Source organism: Amnibacterium flavum, from assembly GCF_003097495.1.
In the GTDB taxonomy this organism is placed as follows: Bacteria; Actinomycetota; Actinomycetes; order Actinomycetales; family Microbacteriaceae; genus Naasia; species Naasia flava.
On record NZ_QEOP01000001.1, the window covers coordinates 297,735 to 320,637 of the forward strand.

Below are 22,903 nucleotides of genomic sequence, written 5' to 3' on the forward strand. Positions count from 1 at the left end.
CGGGGCTTCGGCGCGGGTCGTCAGCCGAAGTACGCGGTGTCGTTGTCGATGAGTCTGACCCCGCCCACCTCGGCGGCGATGACGATCAGCGCCGCTCCCTTGAACGAGTCGTCGGCGGGCTGGAACGTGGCCGGGTCGATGATCGAGAGATGGTCGAGACGGACCAGGTCCTCCCCCATCAGGGCGGACTGCGCCGCGGCGATCGAGGCGTCGATCCCACCATCGGCGGCCGATACCGCCGCGTCGAGGGCCTGGTGCAGCACGCGGGCCGCACGGCGTTCGCGGGCATCGAGTCGCCTGTTGCGGCTGGAGAGCGCGAGCCCGTCGTCCTCGCGGACCGTCTCGACGATCTCGATCGTCGTCGGGAAGTCGAGCTCGCGGACCATCCGGGTGACGAGGAACGCCTGCTGGGCGTCTTTCTGACCGAACACGGCGATGTCGGGTCCGACGATGTGCAGCAGCTTGGTGACGACGGTCAGCACACCGTCGAAATGCCCACGTCGGCTGCGGCCCTCGAGTCGCTGGGCGACGTCGCCGCCGGTCACCCGGGTGGCGCTGCTGCCCTGCGGGTACATCTCGTCGGCCGATGGCGCGAACACCACCGCGACCCCCTTGCCGGTCAGCATCTCGACATCGCTGTCCAGAGTCCGCGGGTAGGCCTCGAGGTCGGCCTGCTCGCCGAACTGCAGAGGGTTCACGAAGATCGACACCACGACGATGTCGGCGACTTCGCTCGCGCGCTCGACGAGCGCCAGGTGGCCGGCGTGCAGCGCTCCCATGGTGGGGACGAGCGCGACTCGGGGATGCGGTATCCCGGCTGCGACGGCATCGGCGCGCAGCGCGCGAACCCGCTCGCGCACACCCGCGATGGTGTGCTCGACGATCGGCTGGCTCACCGGTCCTCCTGCTCTTCCAGGCCGACATCACGCAGAGCAGCCAGGTCGATGCTATCCGGCTGAGCTCGAGCCAACGTGTTCTCGAGGCTCGAGCGGGCGAGGGCACCCAGTACCCGGCCGGGGTTCTCGACCCCGATGCCGTCGAGCAGCCCGACGGCCTGTTCGATGATGGCGCTGGAGAATGTCGAGACGGTTGCGATCGCCTCGGCGTACGCGGCGCGATCCGCCTCCTCGATGAGGACGGGCTCGCCGCCCATCTCGACCACGAGCGCCTGACCGATCGGCTGGACCGGAGCGGGCGCCGTGACGGCGAACCAGGCGTCGGGCAGCCGGCCCAGGTCGATGCTCGTTCCGGTGAAGACCATCGCCGGATGGATCGCGATCGGGATCACTCCCTGAGCGGTCGCGGCCCGGAGCACCCCGGTGCCGAACTTCGCCGACGTGTGGACGACGAGCTGACCGGGCTGCCAGGCCCCGATCGCCGCCAGGCCGTCGATGAGGCCGGGGAGCTCGTCGTCGGGTACGGCGAGGAGGACGAGTTCGCTGCGCTCGACGATCTCGGGAACAGTCAAGACGGGGACATCCGACAGCATCGCCGCCGCACGTTCGCGGCTCGACTCGGAGACGGCGGAGATGCCGACGAGCGCGTGCCCCGCGCCGGCGAGTGCGGCGCCGAGGACGGGACCGACACGGCCCGCCCCGATGATCCCGACACCGAGACGACCCGACCTGTTGGCGCTCATCGCTCCACCTCTCCCACCGAGGGCGGTCCCTCGACCTCGACGACCCGTGCGGTCGCCGTTCCACCGTCGGACTGGTCGACGCGCCGGTTCCACCGATGCGTCCGGTCGTCACGTCCTTCGCGCTCGGCCCCCGCGACGACATCGAGGAACAGCCGGCGAGCCACCTCGGCGTCGATGGCCCCGAGTCGGGCGTAGATGGGCCCGCTGACGATGTGGGTGTAGATCTCGGCGAGCCGCAGCGCCCGGTAGATCGGGCCCTGCGCGAGAGCCACGCTCTGCATGCGGGCCAGCGGAACGACGGTGACGGATCTCCAGATCCGCCCCTTCCGCATGAGGAACAGATCGCTCCAGAGAGCGAAACCGGTGCGGCGCCAGGACAGCGGCCGCAGCCAGCGCGCACGACGCGGGGCCGAGGTGAAGGCCTCGTCGTCGGCGCCGGTGCCGAGCAGGCCGTCGTCGACGATGAGCGCGATCTGCTCGTCGGCGTGCCCGGGCAGCAGGAGGCCGAGGACGCGGGCCACGTCCTGCCGATCACCGACGGGCAGCACCGTCGGATTGCTCGTCGACCCGCCCGACTGCCCGGCGTTCGACCCTGCGCGGGTGATCTGGATCTGCCACCAGCCCGGGAGGCGCCACAGGATCGGCTGCGAAACGTGGATGGCGTGGATCCGCCCCGGCGGGAGGGTCTCGTTGCTCGTGCTGAGCAGACCGTACCCGATCCGCACGCCGTTCGGCGTCGCCGCGATGCTGTAGCGCAGCGACCTCGAGAAGCGGTTGACGATGAATCCGGCGAGACCGATGAGGCTGGGGATGACGCCGAGCAGCAGGTACCAGGTGTCGGTGGCGAACATTACCGGGATTCCCACGACGAGCAGCAGGATGAGGATGATCGTCGAGTCGCGGAGCAGCATCGAGCCGATCAGCCGGGGAAGCGGCAACCGGACAACGGACTCCGCCGCGGCTTCGCGCGGATCCAGCTCGGGGGCCAGCAGTTCGTCGATGCGCTGGCCGATGACTCCCGTGGTTCGCGCGCGGGCGTCGGCCACCCGCTCCTCGCGCTGCACGCCCGAGGCGAGGGACAGGACGTCGCGGCGCAGCTGGTCGGCCGCAGAGGAACTCAGATAGTCGAGCTTCACCTCGGCGTCGTTGCCGGCGACGGAGATCTGCAGCCGGGCCGCACCGAAGATCCGGGCGATGAACGGCCTCACGATGTTGATGCCCTGGATGCGGTCGAGGCGAGCCTTGCGGAACGTGCGGAACACGATGCCCGAGCGGACCTCGACCACCTCGTCGGTCACGCGGAACTCGTGGAACCGCCAGGAGAGGTAGAAGCCGAGCACGGCGAGCAGGATCACACCGAGCACGATGAGCAGCCCGGGGATCAGCCAGCCGCGTTCGATGAGCAGGTCGATCGGGTCGGCCTCGTCCTGCTGGATGACGAACTCGATGACACGATCCCGCAGGTTGGCGACTAGGAGGCCGGCGATGGCGATGAGTGCGATACCGCCGCGCAGCAGCGGCGTCGCCGGGTGCAGGCGGTGCCACTCCCCATCGGCGAGCGCACTCGGCGCGGCGGCAGTCGCGGGCGGTGCCGGAGGGCCGACCTCGTCGGTCACAGACCCACCCGGCGCGACTCCGCGAGCTCGACGAGGTGATCGCGCAGCTCGGTCGCCGCGTCCTCGGTCAGGCCGGGGATCGACACCCCTGTTGTCGCGGCAGCGGTCACGAGCTTGAGGTCGGAGAGACCCATCAGTCGGGCGAGCGGCCCGCGGTTGACGTCGACGAGCTGCATCCGCCCGTAGGGCACTGCCACGAAGCGCTGGAAGAGCAGACCGCGTCGGAAGAGCAGATCGTCCTCGCGCAGCTGGTAGCCGTAGGCGCGGACCCGGCGGGGCACGAAAGCCGCCATCACCAGCGACGAGGCGGCGATCGCCGCTGCCACGAGCGCGACCCAGCCGGCGCCGAGGTTGAATGCGACGATCGCGACGGCGAGGGTGACCACGATCGAGATGACGGACCCGAGCAGCTCGACGCCGATCTGCTTGGGCGAAACCCTGCGCCACTCTGCGTCGGAGGGTTCGAGACGAGGAGGCATCCTCCTATTGTCCCTGCTGCTCGAAGGCTGTCTCGTCGGGGTCGGACGGGGGGATCTTGCACCACTGCTCGACGATGATGCCCGCGATGATCGCGAAGGCGGCCGCGGCGACGGAGAGCACGGCCTGGACGATGTCGTTGCCGGAGGCGATGACCGGCCTGCCGACGAGATGGATCAGTGCTCCGAGCGCCGCCCCGCCGAGGAGCGCGCCGACGAGGATCGACGCCTTCGCGAGCAGGACGACGCGCATCGCGCGGAACGGGTCGAGCCGCTGCAGGCGGGTGCCCCGGAGGGTCTGGCGGATCGGCCAGCCGAGCGCCAGTTCGATCGCCCCGATGGCCGCCAGCGACAGCGCCAGGCTGTAGGGCGGGATGAAACTGGCCTGCCCGGCCGCGACGAGGCCGACCTCGAGCAGGTAGGCGAGCACGGCGCCGGCACCGGCGAGAACGAGCGGGAAGCCGGGAGTGGTCGTCTTCATTCGGTCACCACCGTCACCTGATCGGAGAGGCGGGAGGCGATCCCATCGACTCGTCCGAGGCCCGGGAGCTCGGCGTCCGGGTCGACCGCGAGCCACGGAACGAGTACGAATGCGCGTTCGGCCGCCCCGGGATGCGGCAGCGTGAGCCGGGCGTCGTCGGAGCGTTCGGCGTCGTAGCTGACGATGTCGAGGTCGATGGTCCTGTCCCCCCAGCGTTCGGTGCGCTGCCGCCCCAGCCGCTCTTCGACGGTCTGCAGCCGTTCGAGGAGCGCGAGGGGCGCGAGCGAGGTGCGGGCCAGGGCGACCTGATTGAGGTAGGCGGGTCGCCCGTCGTCGAGTCCGTGGGGTGTGAGGGCCACGCTCTCGACGATCGGGGAGCGGCGCACGACGACGATTCCCGGGATCGAGGCGACGGCGTCGAGCGCCTGACCGAGGTACGCGACCCGGTCGCCGAGATTGCTGCCGAGCGCGAGGACGACACGGTGCTCGGCTGTGCGGTCGAGCGTCACGCTCACGTCGGCGAAGGGGACGGTGATCGGCGCGGACGGCTTGTGCACCGTCACGTGCACCCGGTCGACGAGCTCGTAGCCGAGCGCGACCGATGCGATGCGCTCGGCGAGGGTCTCGATGAGGGCCACCGGCTCCCCCGCGATCACCGCGCTCACCTTCTCGGCCAGCTCGCCGTAGTGCACCGTGTCCACGACATCGTCGGTGAGGGCAGCCCGCTCGAGCGACAGCTCGAGCGTGAGGTCGGCGATGAACTCCTGGCCCTGCTCCCGTTCGTGCGCGTAGACCCCGTGCCGACCGAACGCTCTGAGGCCGGTGAGGGTGATGCGGTCGGCGCTCATGAGGCGGCCCCCGCATTCCAGGCATCGGTGACGTCGAGGGCGACCGCCGTCGAGGCGACGTCGTGGACGCGCACACCCCAGGCGCCGGCACGAGCGGCGAGGGCGCTCACGACCGCGGACGGGAGGTCGCGCGGATCGGAGCCTTCGCGAGCGGCCGCCTCGACTCGGGGCAGCTCCCGGAGGAATCGTTTGCGCGAGGCCCCGACCAGGACGGGGTAGCCGAGCGCAATGACCTCGTCGAGTCGAGCGAGGACCTGCCAGTTGTGCCCGGCATCCTTGGCGAAGCCCAGCCCGGGGTCGAGGATCAGCTGCTCCTCGCGGACACCCTGTGCGGTCAAGGCGGCGACTCTCTGCACCAGTTCGTCTCCGACCTCTCGAGCCACATCGCCATACTGGGCCAGCGCGGCCATCCCGTCGCTGTGGCCACGCCAGTGCATGGCGACGTAGCGGGTGCCGGTCTCGGCGATCACCGCGGCCATCCCCGGATCGGCGAGGCCGCCCGAGACGTCGTTCACCACGAGAGCACCCGCCCGGACCGCCGCACGGGCGGTGTCGGCGTTCATGGTGTCCACGCTCACCGCGATGCCGTCACGTGCCAGGGCCGTGACGATCGGGATGACGCGCTCGCGCTCGACCTCGGGAGCCACGCGCGCGGCGCCGGGTCTCGTCGACTCGCCGCCGACGTCGATGACGTCGGCGCCCTCGCTCACCATCACACGTGCATGCTGCAGGGCGGCCTCGGGGTCGGTGAAACGTCCGCCGTCGCTGAAGGAATCGGGGGTGACGTTGAGGATCCCGAAGATCTGGGCCCGCGGGGTCATCCGGCGGCCTCGCTCGACCCGGTGAGGAGGGGCAGCACGTCTCGACGTCCTTCGCCCGACGAGTACTCCCCCCGACCCGCGATCGTCACCACGCTCGCACCCCGGGTGCGGGAACCGCGAGCCCAGAGGCACGCGTGCGACGCCGTCACGATCACCAGCGCCCCGTCGGCGTCGAGACCGCGGTGGATCGCGTCCGCGATCTCCTCGGTCAGCCGCTCCTGGATCTGGGGTCGCGACGCGACCGCATCGACGACCCGCGCCAGACGGCCGAGTCCGGTCACACGAGCGCGAGGAAGGTAGGCCAGCGAGACGGTGCCCTCGAAGGGGAGCAGATGGTGCTCGCAGGTCGAGCGGAAGGGGATGTCGCGCAGGATGACGGGTTCGGCGCCGACCGTGAGATCGAGCACATCCGACGCCTCATCGAGGTATGCCGCGGCGTCGACGCCCACGCCCGAGAAGAGCTCGGCGTAGGCGGCGGCGACGTGGTCCGGGGTCTCCCTCAGCCCGTCGCGGGTCGAGTCCTCGCCGATGGCGGCGAGGAGTTCACCCACGGCGCGACGTATGCGGTCCGCGTCGATCGCGCACCCACCTAGGCCGTGGCGGGACGAGGCTTCACGCGAGGAGCGCGAGCGCGTCCGCGCTCACCGGGAGTCGAGTCCACACCGCCGTCGACGGCGCCCGCATCGATCGGCGCCTTCGTCTTCGGCATGGAGACGGCGGGCAGGTCGGGAAGCGGCCTCTTGTCGCTCGAGAGCCACAGCGGACGCTCGGGCAGGTGCTTGATGTCGCGGAAGATCTCGGCGAGCTGGCCCTGATCGAGGGTCTCCTGCTCGAGGAGGGCCGTCGCCAGGCGGTCGAGGATGTCGCGGTTGTCGTTCAGCACCTTGTACGCCTCGTCGTGCGCGTTCTCGATGAGACGGCGGACCTCCTCATCGACCTGCTGGGCGAGCTCCTCGGAGTAGTCGCGCTGGTGACCCATGTCGCGGCCGAGGAACATCTCACCCGATGAGGCGCCGAGCTTGACCGACCCGATGCGCGAGCTCATTCCGAACTCGGTGATCATCTTGCGCGCCGTGCCCGTCGCCTTCTCGATGTCGTTCGAGGCGCCGGAGGTGGGGTCGTGGAAGACGACCTCCTCGGCGACGCGGCCGCCCATCGCGTAGGCCAGCTGGTCGAGCAGTTCGTTGCGGGTCACCGAGTAGCGGTCCTCGAGGGGCAGCACCATCGTGTAGCCGAGTGCGCGCCCGCGGGGCAGGATCGTGATCTTGGTGACCGGGTCGGTGTGGTTCATGGCCGCGGCGACGAGGGCGTGGCCACCCTCGTGGTACGCCGTGATCAGCTTCTCCTGGTCGCGCATGACGCGGGTGCGACGCTGGGGACCTGCCATCACGCGGTCGACCGCCTCGTCGAGGGCTCGGTTGTCGATCAGCTGCGCGTTGGAGCGCGCTGTCAGCAGCGCGGCCTCGTTCAGCACGTTGGCGAGATCGGCACCCGTGAAGCCCGGGGTCTTGCGGGCGAGGACCTCGAGGTCGACGCCGGCGGCCATGGGCTTGCCCTTCGAGTGCACCTCGAGGATCTTCTGACGGCCCTTGAGGTCGGGGGCGTCGACGCCGATCTGACGGTCGAAGCGTCCCGGACGTAGCAGAGCAGGGTCGAGGATGTCGGGGCGGTTCGTCGCCGCGATGAGGATGACGTTGGTCTTGACGTCGAAGCCGTCCATCTCGACCAGCAGCTGGTTGAGGGTCTGCTCGCGCTCGTCGTGCCCGCCGCCCATGCCGGCACCGCGGTGGCGGCCGACGGCGTCGATCTCGTCGACGAAGATGATGGCCGGCGAGTTCTGCTTGGCCTGCTCGAAGAGGTCGCGGACTCGGCTTGCACCGACACCGACGAACATCTCGACGAAGTCCGATCCGGAGATCGAGTAGAAGGGGACTCCCGCTTCACCCGCGACGGCGCGTGCGAGCAGGGTCTTGCCGGTTCCTGGAGGGCCGTAGAGGAGGACGCCCTTGGGGATGCGCGCGCCGACGGCCTGGAACTTTGCGGGCTCCTTGAGGAACTCCTTGATCTCGTGCAGCTCCTCGATGGCCTCCTCGGCGCCGGCGACGTCGTCGAAGGTGACCTTGGGGGTCTCCTTCGACACGAGCTTGGCGCGCGACTTGCCGAACTGCATGACCTTGTTGCCGCCGCCCTGCATGCCCGAGAGCATCAGCCAGATGAACACACCGATCAGGATGATCGGGAGCAGCACGCTGATGGCGGAGAGGAACCAGCTGGGCTGGGGGACCTCGTCGTCGAAGCCGTCTGAGGGGTTGGAGGCGTCGACCGCGGCGACCACATCCGCACCGCGGGGGGTGACGTAGTAGAACTGCACCTGCTTGCCGAGCGTGTCGTCCTCTTTCGCGAGGACCACATCGACCCGGTTCTCGCCGTCGACGATCTTGACCGACTGCACGTTGTTGCCCTTGAGCAGGTCGAGGCCCTGCTCAGTGGTGACCTGCCGGAAGCCGGAGCCGGTCAGAAGACTCGACCCGACCCACACGACGATGACCGCGATCACGATGTAGAGGATCGGGCCGCGGAAGATGCGCTTGAGGTTCATGGTGGACTAAGGGTACCGGCACGAAACAGTGCACCAGACAGCTGTTTGCCCAGGGCGAAACAAGAGAACCCAGGGGGTTCGCTGTACGCGCCGGTCAGGGCGTCCCGTACCCCGGCAGCGTCGGCACCGACGAGGTGATCACGGTGCCGTCCTCGCGGCGGTTCTCGAGCCCGGAGTTGATCGACGGGGTGCCGTGCAGGATCGGCCCCTGGTCCTCGAGTCGCACGACGACCGGGGTCCCGACGGAGACGGTGTGCGGGGTGTCCCGGACTGTGAACTCGACCGGGTCGCCCGCGACGGCTTCGACCTCGAACTGCTCCGTGGTCACCGTGACCACGAGGTCCGTCCGATGCCATTTGATGCGGAAGCGGAGCTCGGGCCACGAGGCCGGAAGGCGGGGATCGAACGACAGCTGGCCGCTGAAGTCGCGCATGCCGCCGAACCCGTACGCGAGGGCGCTCCACACGCCGCCGACCGAGGCGACGTGCACCCCGTCGGAGGTGTTGGCGTGCAGGTCGGCGAGGTCGACGTACAGGGCGTGCTCGAAGTAGCGCAGCGCCAGGTCGCGGTAGCCGATCTCGGCGGCGATGATCGACTGGACGACCGCCGACAGGGTCGAGTCACCCGTCGTCAGCGGGTCGTAGTAGTCGAAGTCGGCGTTCTTCTCGGCCTGCGTGAACTCGTCGCCGTGCAGGAAGAGCGCGAGCACCACGTCGGCCTGCTTGAGCACCTGGAAGCGGTAGATCACGAGCGGGTGGTAGTGCAGGAGGAGGGGCTTCTTGTCCTCGGGCGTCGCCGCCAGGTCCCAGACCTCGCGTTCGAGGAAGTGCTGGTCCTGGGGGTGGATGCCCACTGTGTCGTCGTAGGGCACCGCCATCGCGTCGGCCTCCCGCTCCCAGTCGAGCAGCTCAGCCGGGTCGAGGGCGAGTCGGTCGACCATGCGGCGGTACGCCTCGGGGTACTCCTGCTCGATCGCCCGCACCGACTCGACCGCGTAGCGCAGGTTGAACCGGGCCATCGTGTTGGTGAACAGGTTGTCGTTGACGACGGTCGTGTACTCGTCGGGGCCGGTCACGCCATGGATGTGGAATGTGTCGGCACCGTTGTGACGCCAGAATCCGAGAGTCGACCACATCCGTGCGGTCTCGACGGCGATGTCGACGGCTCCGCGCGCCAGGAAGTCGACGTCGCCGGTGGCCCGCACGTACTTCGCGAGGGCATAGGTCACGTCGGCGTTGATGTGGTACTGCGCTGTGCCCGCCGCGTAGTAGGCCGAGGCCTCCTGGCCGTTGATGGTGCGCCACGGGAACAGCGCGCCGCCCTCGTTCAGCTGCTGGGCCCGGATCCTCGCGGCGGGGAGCATGCGCTCGCGCATCGAGATCGCGTTCCGCGCGAACTGCGGGTTCGTGTAGGTGAGGAACGGGATCACGTAGATCTCGGTGTCCCAGAAGTAGTGACCGCTGTATCCGCTGCCGGTGACCCCCTTGGCGGCCACGCCGAGCCCGTCCGCGCGGGCGGTCGCCTGCGCGAGCTGGAAGATGTTCCAGCGGATCGCCTGCTGGAGCTCGACGTCGTGAGGGACCTCGACGTCGGAGCGGGTCCAGAAGCCGTCGAACCAGGTGCGCTGCTTGGAGTACTGGAGGTCGACGCCCTCGGCCGCGACGCGATCGAGGGTCCGCTCGCACCGATCGAGCAGCTCGTGCGCGGGGACTCCGCGCGAGCTGTGGTAGCTGACGATCTTGGTGAGCCGGATGGGCACACCGGCCCGCGCCTGCACGCGGAAGACGTTCTTCGCGCGGTCGGGCGAGACGCTGTGCCTGCGGACGACCTCGTTGTCGGTCTCGATGGTGTGGTCGACCATGACGGCGACCGTCATGCCCGACTGGGTCACCCGGTAGCTGAGCGCGCTGCGGTCCTCGTTCTGCCAGTACAGCTCGGGGTGCAGCACGCGCTCGCCGATGGTCTCGGCCTTGCGCGGGTCGAAGCCCGCCTTGGTCTGACGGCGCGAGCCGTACTCGTCCTCGCCGTCCTGGCGATTGATGACCTGCGAGGAGAGCACGACGGGCGCATCCGCGTCCTCGACGGTGATCTCGAAGCGCATGACGGCGAGATGACGCTCGTCGAAGGACACCATGCGGTCCGATGTCACCCGGACGTGTTTGCCGCTGGGGGTCAGCCAGAGGAGGTTCCGGCGGAGCACGCCGTCCTGGAAGTCGAGCTCACGGCGGTACTCGAGCAGCTCGGCGACGTCGAGGGCGAGTGGCTCATCGTCGACGTAGAGCCGGATGACCTTCGCATCCGGCACGTTGACGATCGTCTGCCCGGTCTCGGCGAAGCCGAAGGCCTGCTCGGCGTGACGGATCTGCCAGGTCTCGTGCAGTCCGTTGATGAAGGTGCCGTGCTGGTGGTTGACCCGGCCCTCCGGGTGGTTGCCGCGCATCCCGAGGTAGCCGTTGCCGACGGCGAAGAGGGTCTCGGACAGCCCGAGGTTGTCCTCGCGGTAGATGCGGTCGACGAGCTTCCACGGGTCGGCCGGGTAGCGGTCACGGTCGAGGGGCGTGAGCGGAACCTGATATTCGCGCGCTGTCACTTCGGTCATGCCCCCGCTTCGGAGTGGTCGATCAGTTCTGCCAGGTCGAGCACGACGACGTCGGCTCCCGCCGAGATCAGTGCGGGCGCACCGACGCCGCGGTCCACCGCGACGACGAGCCCGAATCCCCCCGCGCTCGCCGCTTCGACACCGGAGATGGCATCTTCCACCACGACGGCGCGTTCCGGTGCGACGCCGAGCCGTGCGGCGGCGACCAGGAACATGTCGGGAGCCGGTTTGCCGGGGATGCCCTCCTCGACAGCGGTGACCCCGTCGACGACGGTGTCGAACCGGCCCGCGAGACCGGACGCCGCGAGGACGGGACGCGCGTTCTTGGAGCTGGACACGACGGCCGTCGGAACGCCGCGTGCCACGAGGTGCTCGACGAGCTTCAGCGAGCCCGGGTAGGGCGCGACGCCGTCGTGTTCGAGGATCGATGCGAAGACGGCGTTCTTGCGGTTGCCCACACCGCACACCGTGTCGGCCTCGGGTGCGTCGTCGGGCTCACCCCACGGCAGCTCGATGCCGCGCGAGCGGAGGAGGGCGTCGACGCCGTCGTACCGGGGCTTGCCGTCGACGTAGGCGAAGTAGTCATCATCGGAGTACGGGCGGGGGTCGCCGTGGGCGGCGAGCTCTTTCGAGAAGACTGCGGCCCAGGCGACCATGTGCACCTCGGCCGTGGGCGTCAGCACCCCGTCGAGGTCGAACAGCACGGCGTCGGCCTGGGCGAAGGGGATCGCGGGGCTGTCTCTCGTCACGTGGGCTCCGGGGTGGGTGGGGGCGTGGCGCGAGCGCGCCTCGCTGGGGCGTGGGCTGCCTCAGCTCTGAGACGTGTCGGCAACACTGTACGACCCCGAGGGGTCCTCAGTGATGCGCTGGACGACGACCGTCGCAGAAATCACGCGGTCGACGGTGTCCGGCGGCCGCGAGCGCGACCCCGGACCAGGTGCCGTCAGTCGTCTTCGTGCTCGTACACGGAGGGCGAGAGGATGCCGAGGCCGCGCAGGTTGCGGTAGCGCTCCGCGTAGTCGAGCCCGTATCCGACGACGAACGCGTTGGGGATCTCGAAGCCGACGTAGCGCACGTCGACGTCGATCCTCGCGGCCTCGGGCTTGCGGAGAAGGGCGCAGACCTCGACCGACTCGGGACCTCGGGAGCGGAGGTTCTCGAGCAGCCACGAGAGCGTGAGACCCGAGTCGATGATGTCCTCGACGATCAGGACCTTGCGGCCGTGGAGAGCGGTGTCGAGGTCCTTCTGAATGCGGACCACCCCGGACGAGCGGGTGCTGGTGCCGTACGAGCTGACCGCCATCCAGTCCATCTCGACGGGGAGGCTGAGCTCGCGAGCGAGGTCGGCCATCACCATGACGGCGCCCTTGAGCACACCGACGAGCAGGAGGTTCTCGCCCGCGTAGTCGCGCTCGATCTCACGGCACATCTCGGCGATGCGAGCCTGGATCTGCTCTTCCGTGAGCAGGACTTCGACGAGATCGTCGGCGACGTCGGCCGGGTACATGGCGCTCCTAACAGGCTGGACGATGCGGGCCGTGCGGCATCCGCTGGACAGGGGCCCACCCGGGCGCGCCTCGTCTTCACGATAGTCGCGGTCGGAGGGTCGCGACGCTCACGTCAGCTGCCCTGACCTGCCGCCGCGAAGCAGATCAGGCCGTCACGACGGAAGGCCGAGACCCCGGGGAGGTCGACCGCGCCCTGGCCGCGCCAGTCGGTCGCGAGGCGCGCTACCGCGAGGGTGTGGGCGCGGGTGAGCGAGACCCCGAACTCGTGCTCGACCGCCATCCGGATGACGCGCTGCCGGACCGCCGCCGGCTGGGAGACCAGGGAGGCGACGGGAAGAGCGATACCTGCCTCGGCGTGCTCGGCGATCTCCTCGAGCCATTCCTGGGCGAGGTGGTCGAGGGCTTCGGCGTCCTCGCGGAGCTGGTCGGCGGTGCGGGCGAGCGCGGCTGCGACGCCGGGACCGATCGAGTCCTCGAGTGCCGGGAGCGCGGTGCGGCGGACTCGGACGCGCGCGAACCGGTCGTCGCTGTTGTGCGGGTCGGTCCAGGCCTCGAGCTCGGAGTCGGCGCAGAAGGTGGTGGTGATGGCGCGGCCGACGGAGAGGAGGGGGCGCAGGTAGTTGCCGGTGTCGGCTTCCATGCCGCTCAGCGAGTCCGGGCCGGATCCGCGGGCGAGCCCGAGCAGCACGGTCTCGGCCTGGTCGTCGAGGGTGTGGCCGAGCAGGATCCGCACGGCGCCGGTCTCGACGACAGCGGCGGCGAAGGCGGCTCGACGAGCGGTGCGGGCGGCGGCTTCGAGCCCGCCCTCCGTCCCGACCTCGACGCGGGAGACGATCACCGGATCGAGACCCAGTTCGCGCGCCTGTGCCGCGGCGCGCTCCGCCACCTCGGCTGATTCGTCCTGCAGTGCGTGGTCGACGACGACGGCGCCCGCCCGGATGCCTGCCCGCGGGGCTTCGAAGGCTGTAGCGGCCGCGAGCGCGAGCGAGTCGGGACCACCGCTCAACCCGACCAGCACGAGCGGACGGGAGGCGTCCGTGCCCGCCTCCGCCTCCACCGGCGCGACCGTGCCGAGCGCCTCGCGGACCGCACGGCGGACATCGGCGATAGCGGGAGTCAGGCGGGGTCGGGAGGGCATCCACTAACGTTATTGGGTCGGCGGCGAGCCGGCGGGCCGCATCCGGCCACCCGTACCCTCGGGCCCCGCGGGCCCGCATTCCCACGCGAGGAGCTGTGCCGCAATGGCCACCTACGATGTCGTCGTCGAAATCCCCAAGGGGAGCCGCAACAAGTACGAGGTCGACCACGAGACCGGTCGCGTCTACCTCGACCGTGTGCTCTTCACCAGCTTCGTGTACCCCGTCGATTACGGATACTTCGAGGGCACTCTCGGAGGCGACGGCGACCCGCTGGACGCCCTCGTATTGCTCGAATACCCGATCTTCCCGGGCGTCGGCGTCAAGGTGCGCCCCGTCGGCGTGCTCCGCATGAGCGACGAGGCGGGATCCGACGAGAAGATCCTCGTCGTCCCTCACAAGGACCCGCGCTGGTCGCACATCCAGGACCTGACCGATGTGCCCGAGCAGACCCGCAACGAGATCGAGCACTTCTTCCGCCGCTACAAGGACCTCGAACCCGGCAAGTTCGTCAACATCGACGGCTGGGGCGACGCCGCCGAGGCCGAGAAGTTGGTCGTCGAGTCGATCGAGCGCCTGAAGACCGAAGGCCACTGAGCCGGAGCGAGCCAAGTCGAACGCCCCCGGGAGACCGGGGGCGTTCTCCCGTTAACGAACCCCGCCCCACCAGGGATGGGCGTTCCGGGCGAGCGCGCACGTTCCGGCCAGCCCCGCACGCCGGAACGTGCGCGTGGACCTGCCTGCGTATCGCTTGGCTCAACGGGCGACACGTAGAGAGTTCGCCAGCGCTGGCGACGGCCAGAGCCGCGCGGGGCATTCCTGCGCGCACGTTCCGGGCAACGGGGCCAGCCGTAACGTGCGCGTTCGCCCGGAACGCCCAGCGTGGGTCAGGCGGAGGGGCGGGCCACGTAGGCGACGCGCTCGTAGCTGCGCACCGACACCTCGCGGACGGGGACACCGTCGTAGGGCGCCTCGACCATGCGGCCGCCGCCCGTGTAGATGGTGACGTGGTACATGTCGCTGCCGTCTTCGGAGTAGAAGATCAGATCTCCCGGCTGGGCCTGCGAGTAAGGAACGAGCTGTCCGCGGTTGCGGGCGGTGTTGTACTGCGCGGTCGCCGAGTGCCCGCCGATCGAGAGTCCTGCCGCTGCGTACGCCTTCATGGTCAGACCCGAGCAGTCCCAGCGATCGGGACCTTCACCGGCGAACTGGTAGGCATCGCCGATCTGCGCCCGCGCGAAGGCGATCGCCGTCGCCGCCTTGTCCGCGACAGGAGGCGCGACCGTTCCGGGATCGTTGATCGGGGGCGCTGCAGGGGGCGGCGGCACCGACGGGGCCGACTGCTGCTCCTTCTCGGCGGTGAGTCCCGCCTGGTAGCCGGCCTCGGCCTCGGCCGTCGTGTTCTTGAGCGACGCGAGCTGGGCGAACAGCTGGCTCTGCCGGGCCTGCTGCTCCGCGACGGCGGCGGCCGCGGCGTCGGAGGTCCGCTGCGCATCCGCGAGAGCCGCTTCGGCCTCCGACGCGAGCGCGGCACGCTGGGTGGTCGCGATCTTCGCCTGGCTCCCGAGCGATGCGGCGAGCTTCTGATCGGCGAGCGCGTCGTCGTAGATCGATTGCGACTGCTCGGACAGCTTGCTCATCGTGCCGAGCTGGTAGAGCAGATCGTCGGACTCGGAGCCGTTCAGGGCGAGGTTCATCGACAGGTCGTTGCCCGCGGCCCGGGCGAGGTGTGCGGCGAGGAGCCCGGCGCGCATCTTCGACACCTTGGCCTGCTCGCCCGCTGCGGCCGCCTTGTCGGTGAGGTCGCTCTCGCGGGCCGTCGCCTCGTCGAGGGCGGTCTTGGCGAGCTGGTACTTCTCGGCGGCGATCTGCTGAGCGCGGCCGGCCGCGTCCGCTGTCGCCTGCAGACCGGAGAGGAGCCCGTTGAGCTCGTCGACCTTGGCCGCGGCGGCGGCTTCGTTCTGCTTGGCGGCTTCGACGTCGTCCCACGACGGGTAGTCGGGTGCGGCGACGGCGGTGGAGACGCCGACGGCGGCCGTCACCGAGCCGATCACGACGGCGGAGATGGCGACCTCGGGCCGCATCCGTCCCGATCGCCCCCGCAGGCTAACCAAGTGGCGCTCCCCTGTCGCGCATGAACGGCACCGCGTCGATGGCGGTTCCGTTGATGCGGACCTCGAAATGCAGGTGGCACGCGGTCGATGCTCCGGTCGAACCGGTGGAGGCGATGTTCTGCCCCGCATCGACCCATTGGCCGACGTTCACGAAGATCCCGCCGGCACGGATGTGCGCGTAGCCGGTGGAGACACCCGAACCGTGGTCGATGAGGACGAAGTTGCCGTAGGTGCCGTTGGGGCCCGCGTAGATGACGGTGCCGCCGGTCGCGGCGTAGATCGGTGCCGAGCATCCGGTGCCGAGGTCGGTTCCGCGGTGGAACGCGTTGGCGCCGGCCGGCTGGCTGGGACGAGGCCCGAAGTTGTCGGTGATGCGGCCGCTTCCGGGGCGCGCCCAACCCTGGTCGCTGAGCTGCCCGTAGTCGCCGGATGCTCCGCTCGCAGCGGCCGCGGCCGCTGCCGCCTTGCGACGCTCTTCGACTCCGGCCTGGTACTGCTCGGTGGTGGCGGCGGTCGCATCCTTCAGCGCGGCGAGCTGCTGCGTGAGGGTGATGTTCATCTCCTGCTGCTGCGCGAGCTGCTCCTGCGCGGCCTGTGACGCGGCGGCGGCTTCGGCGAGCTTGGCCTCGGCCTCGACGCGGAGCTTCTCGCGTTCGGTGCGGGCGACCTGGGCCTGGTCGGTGAGCGCCTGGGCTGCGTTCTTGGTCTCGACCGCTGCGGAGTAGAGGCCGCTGTTGATCTCGGCGAGCTTCGACGCCTGACCGAGCTTGGAGAGGAACTGATCGGCCTGCCCGTCGCCGCCGAGCATGAGGTCGGTGCTGAGGTCGGATCCGCCGGTGCGGTAGAGCTGGGCGGCGAGGAGTCCGGCACGCGCGGTCGCAGCCTCGGCCTCGACCTTGCTCGCGTCGGCCTGAGCCTGGAGGGAGTTGGCGCGGAAGTCGGCCTCGTCGAAGGCGTCCTGGGCGACCTGATATTCGGCACCGCGCTGATCGGCGATCGCCTGGGTCGCGGCGACCTGAGCCTCGGAGTCGGCGATGAGGCCTTCGATGCGCGTGATCTCGGCGGCCTTGCTGGCCTCGTTCGCCTTGGCGTTCTGGACGTCCTGCCAGCTCGGATAATCGACCGCCCATGCCGGCGCCGATGTGAGGCTGATGACCGCGAGGACCGCAGCGCTCAGAGCGAGCACCCGCGTGCCGACGCGTGACCGAAGACCTCGTGCAGACGTATTCGTACGCACGCCGATCACCCCCTGGAACAGTCGAACTCCGTCCGACAGTAGCCCGGAGCCCGGGCCAGCGGGGCAGCGACACCCAACATTCGACCTTTGGATGAGGCCCCAGAACGTGGGCGACGCGCCCTCGGTTGGCGCCCGCGCCGATTCGCCTCTATGCTTGCTGACCGGTGAGTTTCTTCACAGGGACCGGCCCCATCGTTTAGCGGCCTAGGACGTCGCCCTTTCACGGCGATAACACGGGTTCGAATCCCGTTGGGGTCACAAAGCTCTAGAGTTGGAACACACCAAGTAAGGCCCTGTAGCGCAGTTGGTTAGCGTGCCGCCCTGTCACGGCGGAGGTCGCGGGTTCAAGTCCCGTCAGGGTCGCGGAGGCGGCCCTCCCCTCGGGGAGGGCCTTCTTTCACTCGGCTTGCGAGAGATCGCGAGCACGGCTCTGTAGCTCAGTTGGTAGAGCGCACGACTGAAAATCGTGAGGTCACGGGATCGACGCCCGTCGGAGCCACTGCCTCGTTTCCGGGCTTCTACCGGGAGCGGGGCTTTTTTTCCGCAGCGAATCGCGAGAGCGAGAGCCGAGTTCGACGGTTCGCGCGTCGGCATCTCACGAACGCGGTCGGGTTGCAGCCGGGTTCTCGGCCACACCCCATTCGACCAGCGGCTGCAAGGCCGCCATGAGTCGCTGACCCCGCGCCGACAGCACGTAGAGGGCATGAGCGGGAGTGGTGGGGACGACAGTCCGCTCGACGAGTCCCTGCACTTCGAGTTCTTTGAGTCGCTGCGAGAGCAGACGGCCGGATAGGCCGTCGACGGCATGGGTGATCTCGCCGAAGCGGTGTGCGCCGCGGGAGATGCTGAGCAGGATCGCGCCCGTCCAGCGCCGACCCACGAGTTCGATCGCGGTCTGGAATCCGCGACACTCCTCCTCGTCGAGGATCGACGGCTGAGGACGGAGATCGGTTACTGAAGCACTCATTGTTACTGATTGTAACTATGTAATCTGACGATTCGTCCCGGCGCCGAGCGCGCGCAGGATCGACGCCATGGTCGATTACGGACACCCCATCAGCTTCGGAATCAGCATCGATCCGACGTCCGCCGGTTTCGCGCAGGCGCTGAGCCTGGCGCACCAGGCTGACGCGGCGGGCCTTGAATATCTGGCGGTTCAGGATCACCCCTACCAGCCCTCTCACCTCGACGCCCTGTCGCTCATGTCGATCCTCGTCGACCGAACGGACCGGATCGCTGTCGTATCCGACGTGCTCGATCTGCAGCTCCGGCCACCCACGATGCTTGCGAAAGCCGCTGCGTCGCTCGCGACAATGGCCGGAGGCCGGGTGCACCTCGGCGTCGGTGGCGGAGCCACCGGCCAGGGGATCGCCGCGATGGGCGGCACTCCGCGGCGCGGCATCGAGATGGTGGCCTACACCGAGGAAGCCATCCAGATTCTGAAGTGGGCGCTTCGAGGCGAGGTGGTCCAGATCAGCAGCCCCCGGCATCGGGTCGCCGGATACCAGGCGGGGCCGATCCCTCTACGGCCGGTAGAGGTGTGGGTGGGCAGCCAGATGCCGCGGATGCTCGCCGTCACGGGCCGGTCGGGCGATGGATGGGTGTCGCCCCTCAACATCTACATCCCGCCCGAGGAGGTGCCCGCACGTCAGCAGATGATCGACGGCGCAGCCCGCGCTGCAGGGCGTGAACCGCGGGAGATACGGCGCATCTACAACGTCACCGGCGCGATCGGGGCTTTCCGAGGAGGCAACGGCCTCGTCGGCCCCGTGGAGATGTGGGTAGACACCCTCGCGGAGTGGACGGTCGAGCTCGGCTTCGACACTTTCATCTTCTGGCCGGCGATCGATGCCCCGCGCCAGCTCGCGATCTTCACTTCGGAGGTCGTCCCCGCTGTTCGCGCACGAGTGTCGGACGCGAGGGCACGGTCATGAAGCGTTCCGACGTGCCATTCCGTCTACGCGACGGAGCGGTCCTGCCGGGCGATCCCCTCTATCGGCGTCTTCGCTCGACCTACACCACCCGACACTCCCCCGCCCTCGTCCTATTGCCGACAAGCGACAGCCAGGTCGCCGAAGCCCTCGCGTTCGCGCGATCGACCGACCTGCCGCTCGCCATCCGCAGCGGCGGGCACGGTCTGAGCGGACGGTCATCGAACGACGGCGGCATCGTCATCGACCTCTCGTCGATGAAGCGGATCGAGGTGGCTGATCGGCGGCGCCGCCTCGTCCGCGTACAGGCCGGCGCTCGCTGGGCCGAGGTCGCCCGGGCTCTGGACCCGCACGGACTCGCGATCAGCTCCGGCGACCACGGAAACGTCGGAGTGGGCGGACTCGCCACGGCCGGCGGGGCCGGCTGGCTGGCCCGCAGTTACGGACTCACCATCGATCGGATTCGCGCCGCCACCGTGGTGCTGGCCGATGGCCGGATCGTGCATACCGATGCCGACAACGAGCCCGACCTGCTCTGGGCCGTCCGCGGAGCGGGAGACACCGTCGGCGTGGTCACGGACTTCACCATCGAGGCCATCGAGCTCGACGCCATAGGAATCGCCCAGATCGCCATCGAGGTCGACCGTCGCGGCGTAGGCCTGCAGCGCTGGTCGGAGCACATGGCCGGCGCGCCTCGAGAACTCACGACGAACGGGATCCTTGGCTCCGACGGACGGAGTCACATCCTCCAGCTGACCGCCGTAGCCAGCGTCGGCGATCCCGAGCGGATCCGCTCGCTGATCGAGCCGGTGGCGCGCCTCGGCGTTCGCGCCCTCAGCGTGACGGCGCAGCTCGGCCGTTACTCCATGCTCGTATCGGCAGGTCACCTCCACCCCAACCTGGGACAGCAGCGCTCGACGACCACCAACGCCTTGTTCCCGACTCTCACGGCTGACAGCGCGGAAGCCCTGATGCAGGTGACCTCGCACCCTCTCGGCCCACTCGTGCAGCTGCGTTCACTGGGCGGCGCGGTGAACGACCTCGATGCGACAGCGACGGCATATCCCCACCGGGATCAGCAGGTGCTCGCGATCGTGAGCGCCTTCCCGCCCGCCGGTGTACGAGAACTCGGGCTCGCGTCGCGTCCGCTCTGGCCTCATGCCGGAGGCGCTTATCGCAACTTCGAAAGCCACCCGACCGCCGCCACCGTCGAGCGTGCCTACGGCGCCTCGTCCGAACGGGTGCGGCTGACCGCACTGTCCTACGACCCCTCGGGCGTGTTCGCCGACTGAGGTACTCACGGCCGCCGTGATCTCGCATCACCACCGCAGCGAGGGCACGCGCAGACCAGGCGGGGAATAGGACGGTAGCGGAGAGGCTTATCCCTGACACGGTCAATATATTGCATATCAGAGGAATGGAGCGAGTCATGACTGGATACGACGTCGTCATCGTCGGAGGAGGGGCCGCAGGACTGAGTGCCGCGGTGATGCTGGGTCGCGCTCGACGCTCGGTGGCCGTTGTGGACGAGCGACGCCCCCGCAACCGATTCGCACCCCACATGCACGGGCTGCTCAGCAGGGACGGCATGTCACCCCTCGAACTCCTCGAGCACGGCCGACGCGACGCCACCAAGTACGGGGTCGACCTGATCGAGGGAACCGTCACCTCCATCGAGAAGGCCGATGGCGGATTCGTGGTCCGCGGCTCGCAGGAGCTCTCAGCCCGGCGGGTCGTCGTTGCGACGGGCCTTGTCGACGTGCTCCCGGAAGTCGCCGGCGTCGAGGCGCTCTGGGGCACCGGCGCAGTGGTCTGCCCCTACTGCGACGGCTGGGAGGTGCGCGATCAGCCCCTCGGAGTCATCGCGACGTCCCCTGCCAGCCGGAACCAAGCCCACCTGCTCCGGCAGTGGACGAATGACCTCACGGTGTTCGGCGCAACGGAGGCCGGAATCCCGGAGGTCGAGATCGCCGTGATGAGAGCTCGGGGCATCGCATTCGCCCCTCCTGCGATCGCCATTGAGGGCGAGACCGGTGCGGTCCGGATCAGCACCGCCACCGAGCAGCACGCGGTCGCGCGCGTCTTCGTCGGTGCACGACCGCGCCCTAACGCCGACCTCCTCGCCGCACTCGGCTGCGCGATGGAGGACACCCCCGCCGGACGGTTCGTCAGCACCGACTCCAGCGGCGAGACGAGCGTCGCCGGGGTGTGGGCCATCGGGAACGTCGCCGACGTCAAGGCACTCGTGCCGATCGCGCTCGGGGCCGGCACGTACGCGGCGACTCAGATCAACATCTCATTGACCGAGGAGGAGATCGCCGCGATCACGGCCTGACGCGCGATCACCCGACCGGGTCACGTCCGCGAACGCGGGTCGCGATCCGGTTCGGGGCGCAAGGGACGCGATCTCCGCCTCGGCAGATGCACCGAGCGCTGCTCGGGGAAGCGCCATCCGAAGATCACCGCACCCAGTCGCACGACGGTGGTCGTCGCGGCCGCCACGACCCCCGCGATGGGGACCGGCGTACCGAATCCAACGAGGACGATCAGCGCACCGACCCCGGCACCGGCTGCCACGGCGTAGAGCGTGCCGACATGGAGGACCGAGATCGGTCGATTCAGAATGATGTCGCGCAGCACCCCGCCGCCGATCGCACCGATGACGCCGACGACGAGAGCGCCGACGATGCCCACCCCGAGGGAGAGCGCCTTGGACGCAGCGATCGCCCCGAACAAGCCCATGACGACGGCGTCGAGCACCGTGATCGCCCAGCCGGCGCGATCCAGCAGTGGCTGCAGCGCCATTCCGAGGAGGGCGGAGGCGCCGGCCACCAGCAGTGGCTGCAGCGCCATTCCGAGGAGGGCGGAGGCGCCGGCCACCAGCAGATACCAGTTGACCCACACCACGACGGGCGGCTGATTCAGGACGATGTCTCGAAGGAGACTCCCGCCGAGTGCGACAGTGAGGCCGATGACGATCACGCCGAGGACATCGATCCGGCGGTCCCGCTGAGTGGCCGCGAACAGCGCACCCTGCAGGCCGCCGAGCCCCGCGGCGATCAGTTCGATCCAGAGAGGGATCTGGAACTGGACGATCGGCATGATCTCTCCATCGCTGACGGGCCGGCCTGTGCGACCGCCGGCCGGCCCGTGCGGGTTGGTCAGGCGCCGACGAGCGCGTTCGCAGCAGCCTCGGCGATCACGTCGGACACCACACCTGACTGGGTCAGGTAGACGGCATGGCTACCCGGCGTCGTGGTGATCTGCGCGCCGGCTCGCTGCGCCATGTGCTGGAGCATGGCCTGGTCGAAGGCGTTGTCCTCGGTCGCGATGACGGCCCAGCTGGGCTTGTCCCGCCACGCGGCACTCGACACCGCCTCGCCGAAGACCGCCATGTTCACGGGCACCTGGGAGTCGCGCAGGAAGGCCGCGTCGGCGTCGCTCGCATCAGCTGCGAAGCCCACCCGGAACTTGTCGCGATTCAGATATCCGAACCCGTCGTCGTCGATGTCGATCACGAACTCGGGTGTGGGCGCGAACCCCTCGTACTGCTGTCCCGAGGTCTCACCCGAATCGGGGATCAGGGCCGCAACGTAGACCAGGCCCGCCACCTTGTCGTGGGATCCCGCCTCGGTGATGACGGTGCCGCCCCAGGAGTGGCCGACGAGGATGGCGGGGCCGTCCTGCTGATCGAGCACACGTCGGGTCGCTGCAACGTCCGCTTCGAACGAGGTCAGCGGATTCTGCACGATCGAAACGCGGTAGCCGCGGCTCGTCAGATTCTCGTAGACCCCGCGCCAGCCCGACCCATCGGCGAATGCGCCATGGACGAGAACGACGTTCTTGATTCCTTCGACAGCGGTGCTCATGATGCTTCCTCTCCGGCCCGACCTCACGG

General features: G+C 69.3%; 22 protein-coding genes and 3 tRNA genes. 7 read left to right on the forward strand and 18 right to left on the reverse strand.

The genetic code is table 11. The features are described from left to right. Positions 1-20: 20 nt before the first annotated feature. The 13 genes from panC to tilS form a co-directional block, all read right to left on the reverse strand. Positions 21-896, reverse strand: a complete 876-nt coding sequence (panC, locus tag DDQ50_RS01395; RefSeq protein ID WP_116754951.1) for a pantoate--beta-alanine ligase — start codon at positions 894-896, stop codon at positions 21-23. Then, positions 893-1,639 carry a Rossmann-like and DUF2520 domain-containing protein gene (locus DDQ50_RS01400; protein WP_116754952.1) on the reverse strand — a complete coding sequence of 249 codons (747 nt, stop codon included), beginning with the start codon at positions 1,637-1,639 and terminating at the stop codon, positions 893-895. The genes panC and DDQ50_RS01400 overlap by 4 nt, the downstream gene beginning before the upstream one ends. Continuing rightward, a complete protein-coding gene (locus DDQ50_RS01405; RefSeq protein WP_116754953.1) occupies positions 1,636-3,255 on the reverse strand; it encodes a PH domain-containing protein in 1,620 nt (539 codons plus the stop codon). Before DDQ50_RS01405 ends, DDQ50_RS01400 begins: the two co-directional genes overlap by 4 nt. Then, positions 3,252-3,734, reverse strand: a complete 483-nt coding sequence (locus DDQ50_RS01410; RefSeq protein WP_116754954.1) for a PH domain-containing protein — start codon at positions 3,732-3,734, stop codon at positions 3,252-3,254. The genes DDQ50_RS01405 and DDQ50_RS01410 overlap by 4 nt, the downstream gene beginning before the upstream one ends. Before the next feature lie 4 nt (positions 3,735-3,738). Continuing rightward, positions 3,739-4,212 (reverse strand): DUF3180 domain-containing protein, encoded by a 474-nt coding sequence (locus tag DDQ50_RS01415; protein ID WP_116754955.1) that lies wholly within the window; start codon positions 4,210-4,212, stop codon positions 3,739-3,741. Beyond that, complete coding sequence (gene folK, locus DDQ50_RS01420) at positions 4,209-5,060, reverse strand: 2-amino-4-hydroxy-6-hydroxymethyldihydropteridine diphosphokinase (RefSeq protein ID WP_116754956.1); 852 nt, start codon at positions 5,058-5,060, stop codon at positions 4,209-4,211. Before folK ends, DDQ50_RS01415 begins: the two co-directional genes overlap by 4 nt. Next, complete coding sequence (folP, locus tag DDQ50_RS01425) at positions 5,057-5,881, reverse strand: dihydropteroate synthase (protein ID WP_116754957.1); 825 nt, start codon at positions 5,879-5,881, stop codon at positions 5,057-5,059. The genes folK and folP overlap by 4 nt, the downstream gene beginning before the upstream one ends. Next, on the reverse strand, positions 5,878-6,432 hold the full coding sequence (folE, locus tag DDQ50_RS01430) for a GTP cyclohydrolase I (protein ID WP_240614193.1): 555 nt from the start codon (positions 6,430-6,432) through the stop codon (positions 5,878-5,880). The genes folP and folE overlap by 4 nt, the downstream gene beginning before the upstream one ends. A 38-nt stretch (positions 6,433-6,470) precedes the next feature. Then, positions 6,471-8,480, reverse strand: a complete 2,010-nt coding sequence (ftsH, locus tag DDQ50_RS01435) for an ATP-dependent zinc metalloprotease FtsH (protein ID WP_116754959.1) — start codon at positions 8,478-8,480, stop codon at positions 6,471-6,473. Between the two features lie 94 nt (positions 8,481-8,574). Then, positions 8,575-11,079, reverse strand: coding sequence for a glycoside hydrolase family 65 protein (locus DDQ50_RS01440; protein ID WP_116754960.1), 2,505 nt, complete (start codon positions 11,077-11,079; stop codon positions 8,575-8,577). Continuing rightward, the gene (locus DDQ50_RS01445; RefSeq protein ID WP_205663546.1) at positions 11,076-11,828 is read right to left on the reverse strand and encodes an HAD family hydrolase; all 753 of its coding nucleotides are present in this window, start codon (positions 11,826-11,828) and stop codon (positions 11,076-11,078) included. The genes DDQ50_RS01440 and DDQ50_RS01445 overlap by 4 nt, the downstream gene beginning before the upstream one ends. 194 nt (positions 11,829-12,022) lie before the next feature. Further along, positions 12,023-12,586 carry a hypoxanthine phosphoribosyltransferase gene (hpt, locus tag DDQ50_RS01450; RefSeq protein ID WP_116754961.1) on the reverse strand — a complete coding sequence of 188 codons (564 nt, stop codon included), beginning with the start codon at positions 12,584-12,586 and terminating at the stop codon, positions 12,023-12,025. Between the two features lie 113 nt (positions 12,587-12,699). Then, positions 12,700-13,725 carry a tRNA lysidine(34) synthetase TilS gene (tilS, locus tag DDQ50_RS01455; protein WP_116754962.1) on the reverse strand — a complete coding sequence of 342 codons (1,026 nt, stop codon included), beginning with the start codon at positions 13,723-13,725 and terminating at the stop codon, positions 12,700-12,702. Positions 13,726-13,828: 103 nt separating this feature from the next. Between tilS and DDQ50_RS01460 the strand changes: the two genes are divergently transcribed. Next, a complete protein-coding gene (locus tag DDQ50_RS01460) occupies positions 13,829-14,320 on the forward strand; it encodes an inorganic diphosphatase (protein WP_116754963.1) in 492 nt (163 codons plus the stop codon). 290 nt (positions 14,321-14,610) lie between these two features. Here DDQ50_RS01460 and DDQ50_RS01465 read toward each other — a convergent pair whose 3' ends face one another. Together DDQ50_RS01465 and DDQ50_RS01470 are read right to left on the reverse strand one after the other, a co-directional pair. Continuing rightward, positions 14,611-15,807 carry a C40 family peptidase gene (locus DDQ50_RS01465; protein ID WP_116754964.1) on the reverse strand — a complete coding sequence of 399 codons (1,197 nt, stop codon included), beginning with the start codon at positions 15,805-15,807 and terminating at the stop codon, positions 14,611-14,613. Positions 15,808-15,829: 22 nt separating this feature from the next. Continuing rightward, positions 15,830-17,023, reverse strand: a complete 1,194-nt coding sequence (locus tag DDQ50_RS01470; protein ID WP_240614194.1) for a M23 family metallopeptidase — start codon at positions 17,021-17,023, stop codon at positions 15,830-15,832. 236 nt (positions 17,024-17,259) lie between these two features. On the opposite strand from DDQ50_RS01470, the gene DDQ50_RS01475 reads away from it, so the two are divergent. The 3 genes from DDQ50_RS01475 (at position 17,260) to DDQ50_RS01485 (ending at position 17,573) form a co-directional block, all read left to right on the forward strand. After that, a tRNA-Glu gene (locus DDQ50_RS01475) sits at positions 17,260-17,332 on the forward strand. Between the two features lie 31 nt (positions 17,333-17,363). Continuing rightward, positions 17,364-17,437 (forward strand) — tRNA-Asp (locus DDQ50_RS01480). A gap of 63 nt (positions 17,438-17,500) precedes the next feature. Further along, positions 17,501-17,573: transfer RNA gene (locus DDQ50_RS01485), tRNA-Phe, on the forward strand. Between the two features lie 96 nt (positions 17,574-17,669). Here DDQ50_RS01485 and DDQ50_RS01490 read toward each other — a convergent pair. Then, positions 17,670-18,041: a winged helix-turn-helix transcriptional regulator gene (locus DDQ50_RS01490; protein WP_116754965.1), complete on the reverse strand. Its 372-nt coding sequence runs from the start codon at positions 18,039-18,041 to the stop codon at positions 17,670-17,672. A gap of 67 nt (positions 18,042-18,108) precedes the next feature. Here DDQ50_RS01490 and DDQ50_RS01495 point away from each other — a divergent pair, with 67 nt between their 5' ends. The 3 genes from DDQ50_RS01495 to DDQ50_RS01505 all read left to right on the forward strand — a co-directional run bounded on the left by DDQ50_RS01495 (position 18,109) and on the right by DDQ50_RS01505 (position 21,340). Continuing rightward, positions 18,109-19,008, forward strand: a complete 900-nt coding sequence (locus DDQ50_RS01495) for an LLM class flavin-dependent oxidoreductase (RefSeq protein ID WP_116754966.1) — start codon at positions 18,109-18,111, stop codon at positions 19,006-19,008. 11 nt (positions 19,009-19,019) lie between these two features. Next, the gene (locus DDQ50_RS01500; protein WP_165829651.1) at positions 19,020-20,297 is read left to right on the forward strand and encodes an FAD-binding oxidoreductase; all 1,278 of its coding nucleotides are present in this window, start codon (positions 19,020-19,022) and stop codon (positions 20,295-20,297) included. Positions 20,298-20,434: 137 nt separating this feature from the next. Next, positions 20,435-21,340: an NAD(P)/FAD-dependent oxidoreductase gene (locus DDQ50_RS01505; protein ID WP_165829652.1), complete on the forward strand. Its 906-nt coding sequence runs from the start codon at positions 20,435-20,437 to the stop codon at positions 21,338-21,340. A 20-nt stretch (positions 21,341-21,360) separates the two neighbouring features. Here DDQ50_RS01505 and DDQ50_RS01510 read toward each other — a convergent pair whose 3' ends face one another. After that, positions 21,361-22,107 (reverse strand): trimeric intracellular cation channel family protein, encoded by a 747-nt coding sequence (locus DDQ50_RS01510; RefSeq protein WP_116754969.1) that lies wholly within the window; start codon positions 22,105-22,107, stop codon positions 21,361-21,363. A 59-nt stretch (positions 22,108-22,166) separates the two neighbouring features. Then, on the reverse strand, positions 22,167-22,874 hold the full coding sequence (locus tag DDQ50_RS01515; protein WP_116754970.1) for an alpha/beta fold hydrolase: 708 nt from the start codon (positions 22,872-22,874) through the stop codon (positions 22,167-22,169). Positions 22,875-22,903: the final 29 nt, after the last annotated feature.

Bases quoted from the DNA above. Each gene is read 5' to 3' on its own strand.
- DDQ50_RS01465 (WP_116754964.1), bottom strand. From the start codon at position 15,807: ATGCGGCCCGAGGTCGCCATCTCCGCCGTCGTGATCGGCTCGGTGACG.
- DDQ50_RS01505 (WP_165829652.1), top strand. From the start codon at position 20,435: ATGACTGGATACGACGTCGTCATCGTCGGAGGAGGGGCCGCAGGACTG.
- DDQ50_RS01495 (WP_116754966.1), top strand. From the start codon at position 18,109: ATGGTCGATTACGGACACCCCATCAGCTTCGGAATCAGCATCGATCCG.
- ftsH (WP_116754959.1), bottom strand. From the start codon at position 8,480: ATGAACCTCAAGCGCATCTTCCGCGGCCCGATCCTCTACATCGTGATC.
- DDQ50_RS01440 (WP_116754960.1), bottom strand. From the start codon at position 11,079: ATGACCGAAGTGACAGCGCGCGAATATCAGGTTCCGCTCACGCCCCTC.
- DDQ50_RS01415 (WP_116754955.1), bottom strand. From the start codon at position 4,212: ATGAAGACGACCACTCCCGGCTTCCCGCTCGTTCTCGCCGGTGCCGGC.
- DDQ50_RS01510 (WP_116754969.1), bottom strand. From the start codon at position 22,107: ATGCCGATCGTCCAGTTCCAGATCCCTCTCTGGATCGAACTGATCGCC.
- tilS (WP_116754962.1), bottom strand. From the start codon at position 13,725: ATGCCCTCCCGACCCCGCCTGACTCCCGCTATCGCCGATGTCCGCCGT.
- folK (WP_116754956.1), bottom strand. From the start codon at position 5,060: ATGAGCGCCGACCGCATCACCCTCACCGGCCTCAGAGCGTTCGGTCGG.
- DDQ50_RS01460 (WP_116754963.1), top strand. From the start codon at position 13,829: ATGGCCACCTACGATGTCGTCGTCGAAATCCCCAAGGGGAGCCGCAAC.
- folP (WP_116754957.1), bottom strand. From the start codon at position 5,881: ATGACCCCGCGGGCCCAGATCTTCGGGATCCTCAACGTCACCCCCGAT.
- DDQ50_RS01400 (WP_116754952.1), bottom strand. From the start codon at position 1,639: ATGAGCGCCAACAGGTCGGGTCGTCTCGGTGTCGGGATCATCGGGGCG.
- DDQ50_RS01515 (WP_116754970.1), bottom strand. From the start codon at position 22,874: ATGAGCACCGCTGTCGAAGGAATCAAGAACGTCGTTCTCGTCCATGGC.
- DDQ50_RS01490 (WP_116754965.1), bottom strand. From the start codon at position 18,041: ATGAGTGCTTCAGTAACCGATCTCCGTCCTCAGCCGTCGATCCTCGAC.
- hpt (WP_116754961.1), bottom strand. From the start codon at position 12,586: ATGTACCCGGCCGACGTCGCCGACGATCTCGTCGAAGTCCTGCTCACG.
- DDQ50_RS01410 (WP_116754954.1), bottom strand. From the start codon at position 3,734: ATGCCTCCTCGTCTCGAACCCTCCGACGCAGAGTGGCGCAGGGTTTCG.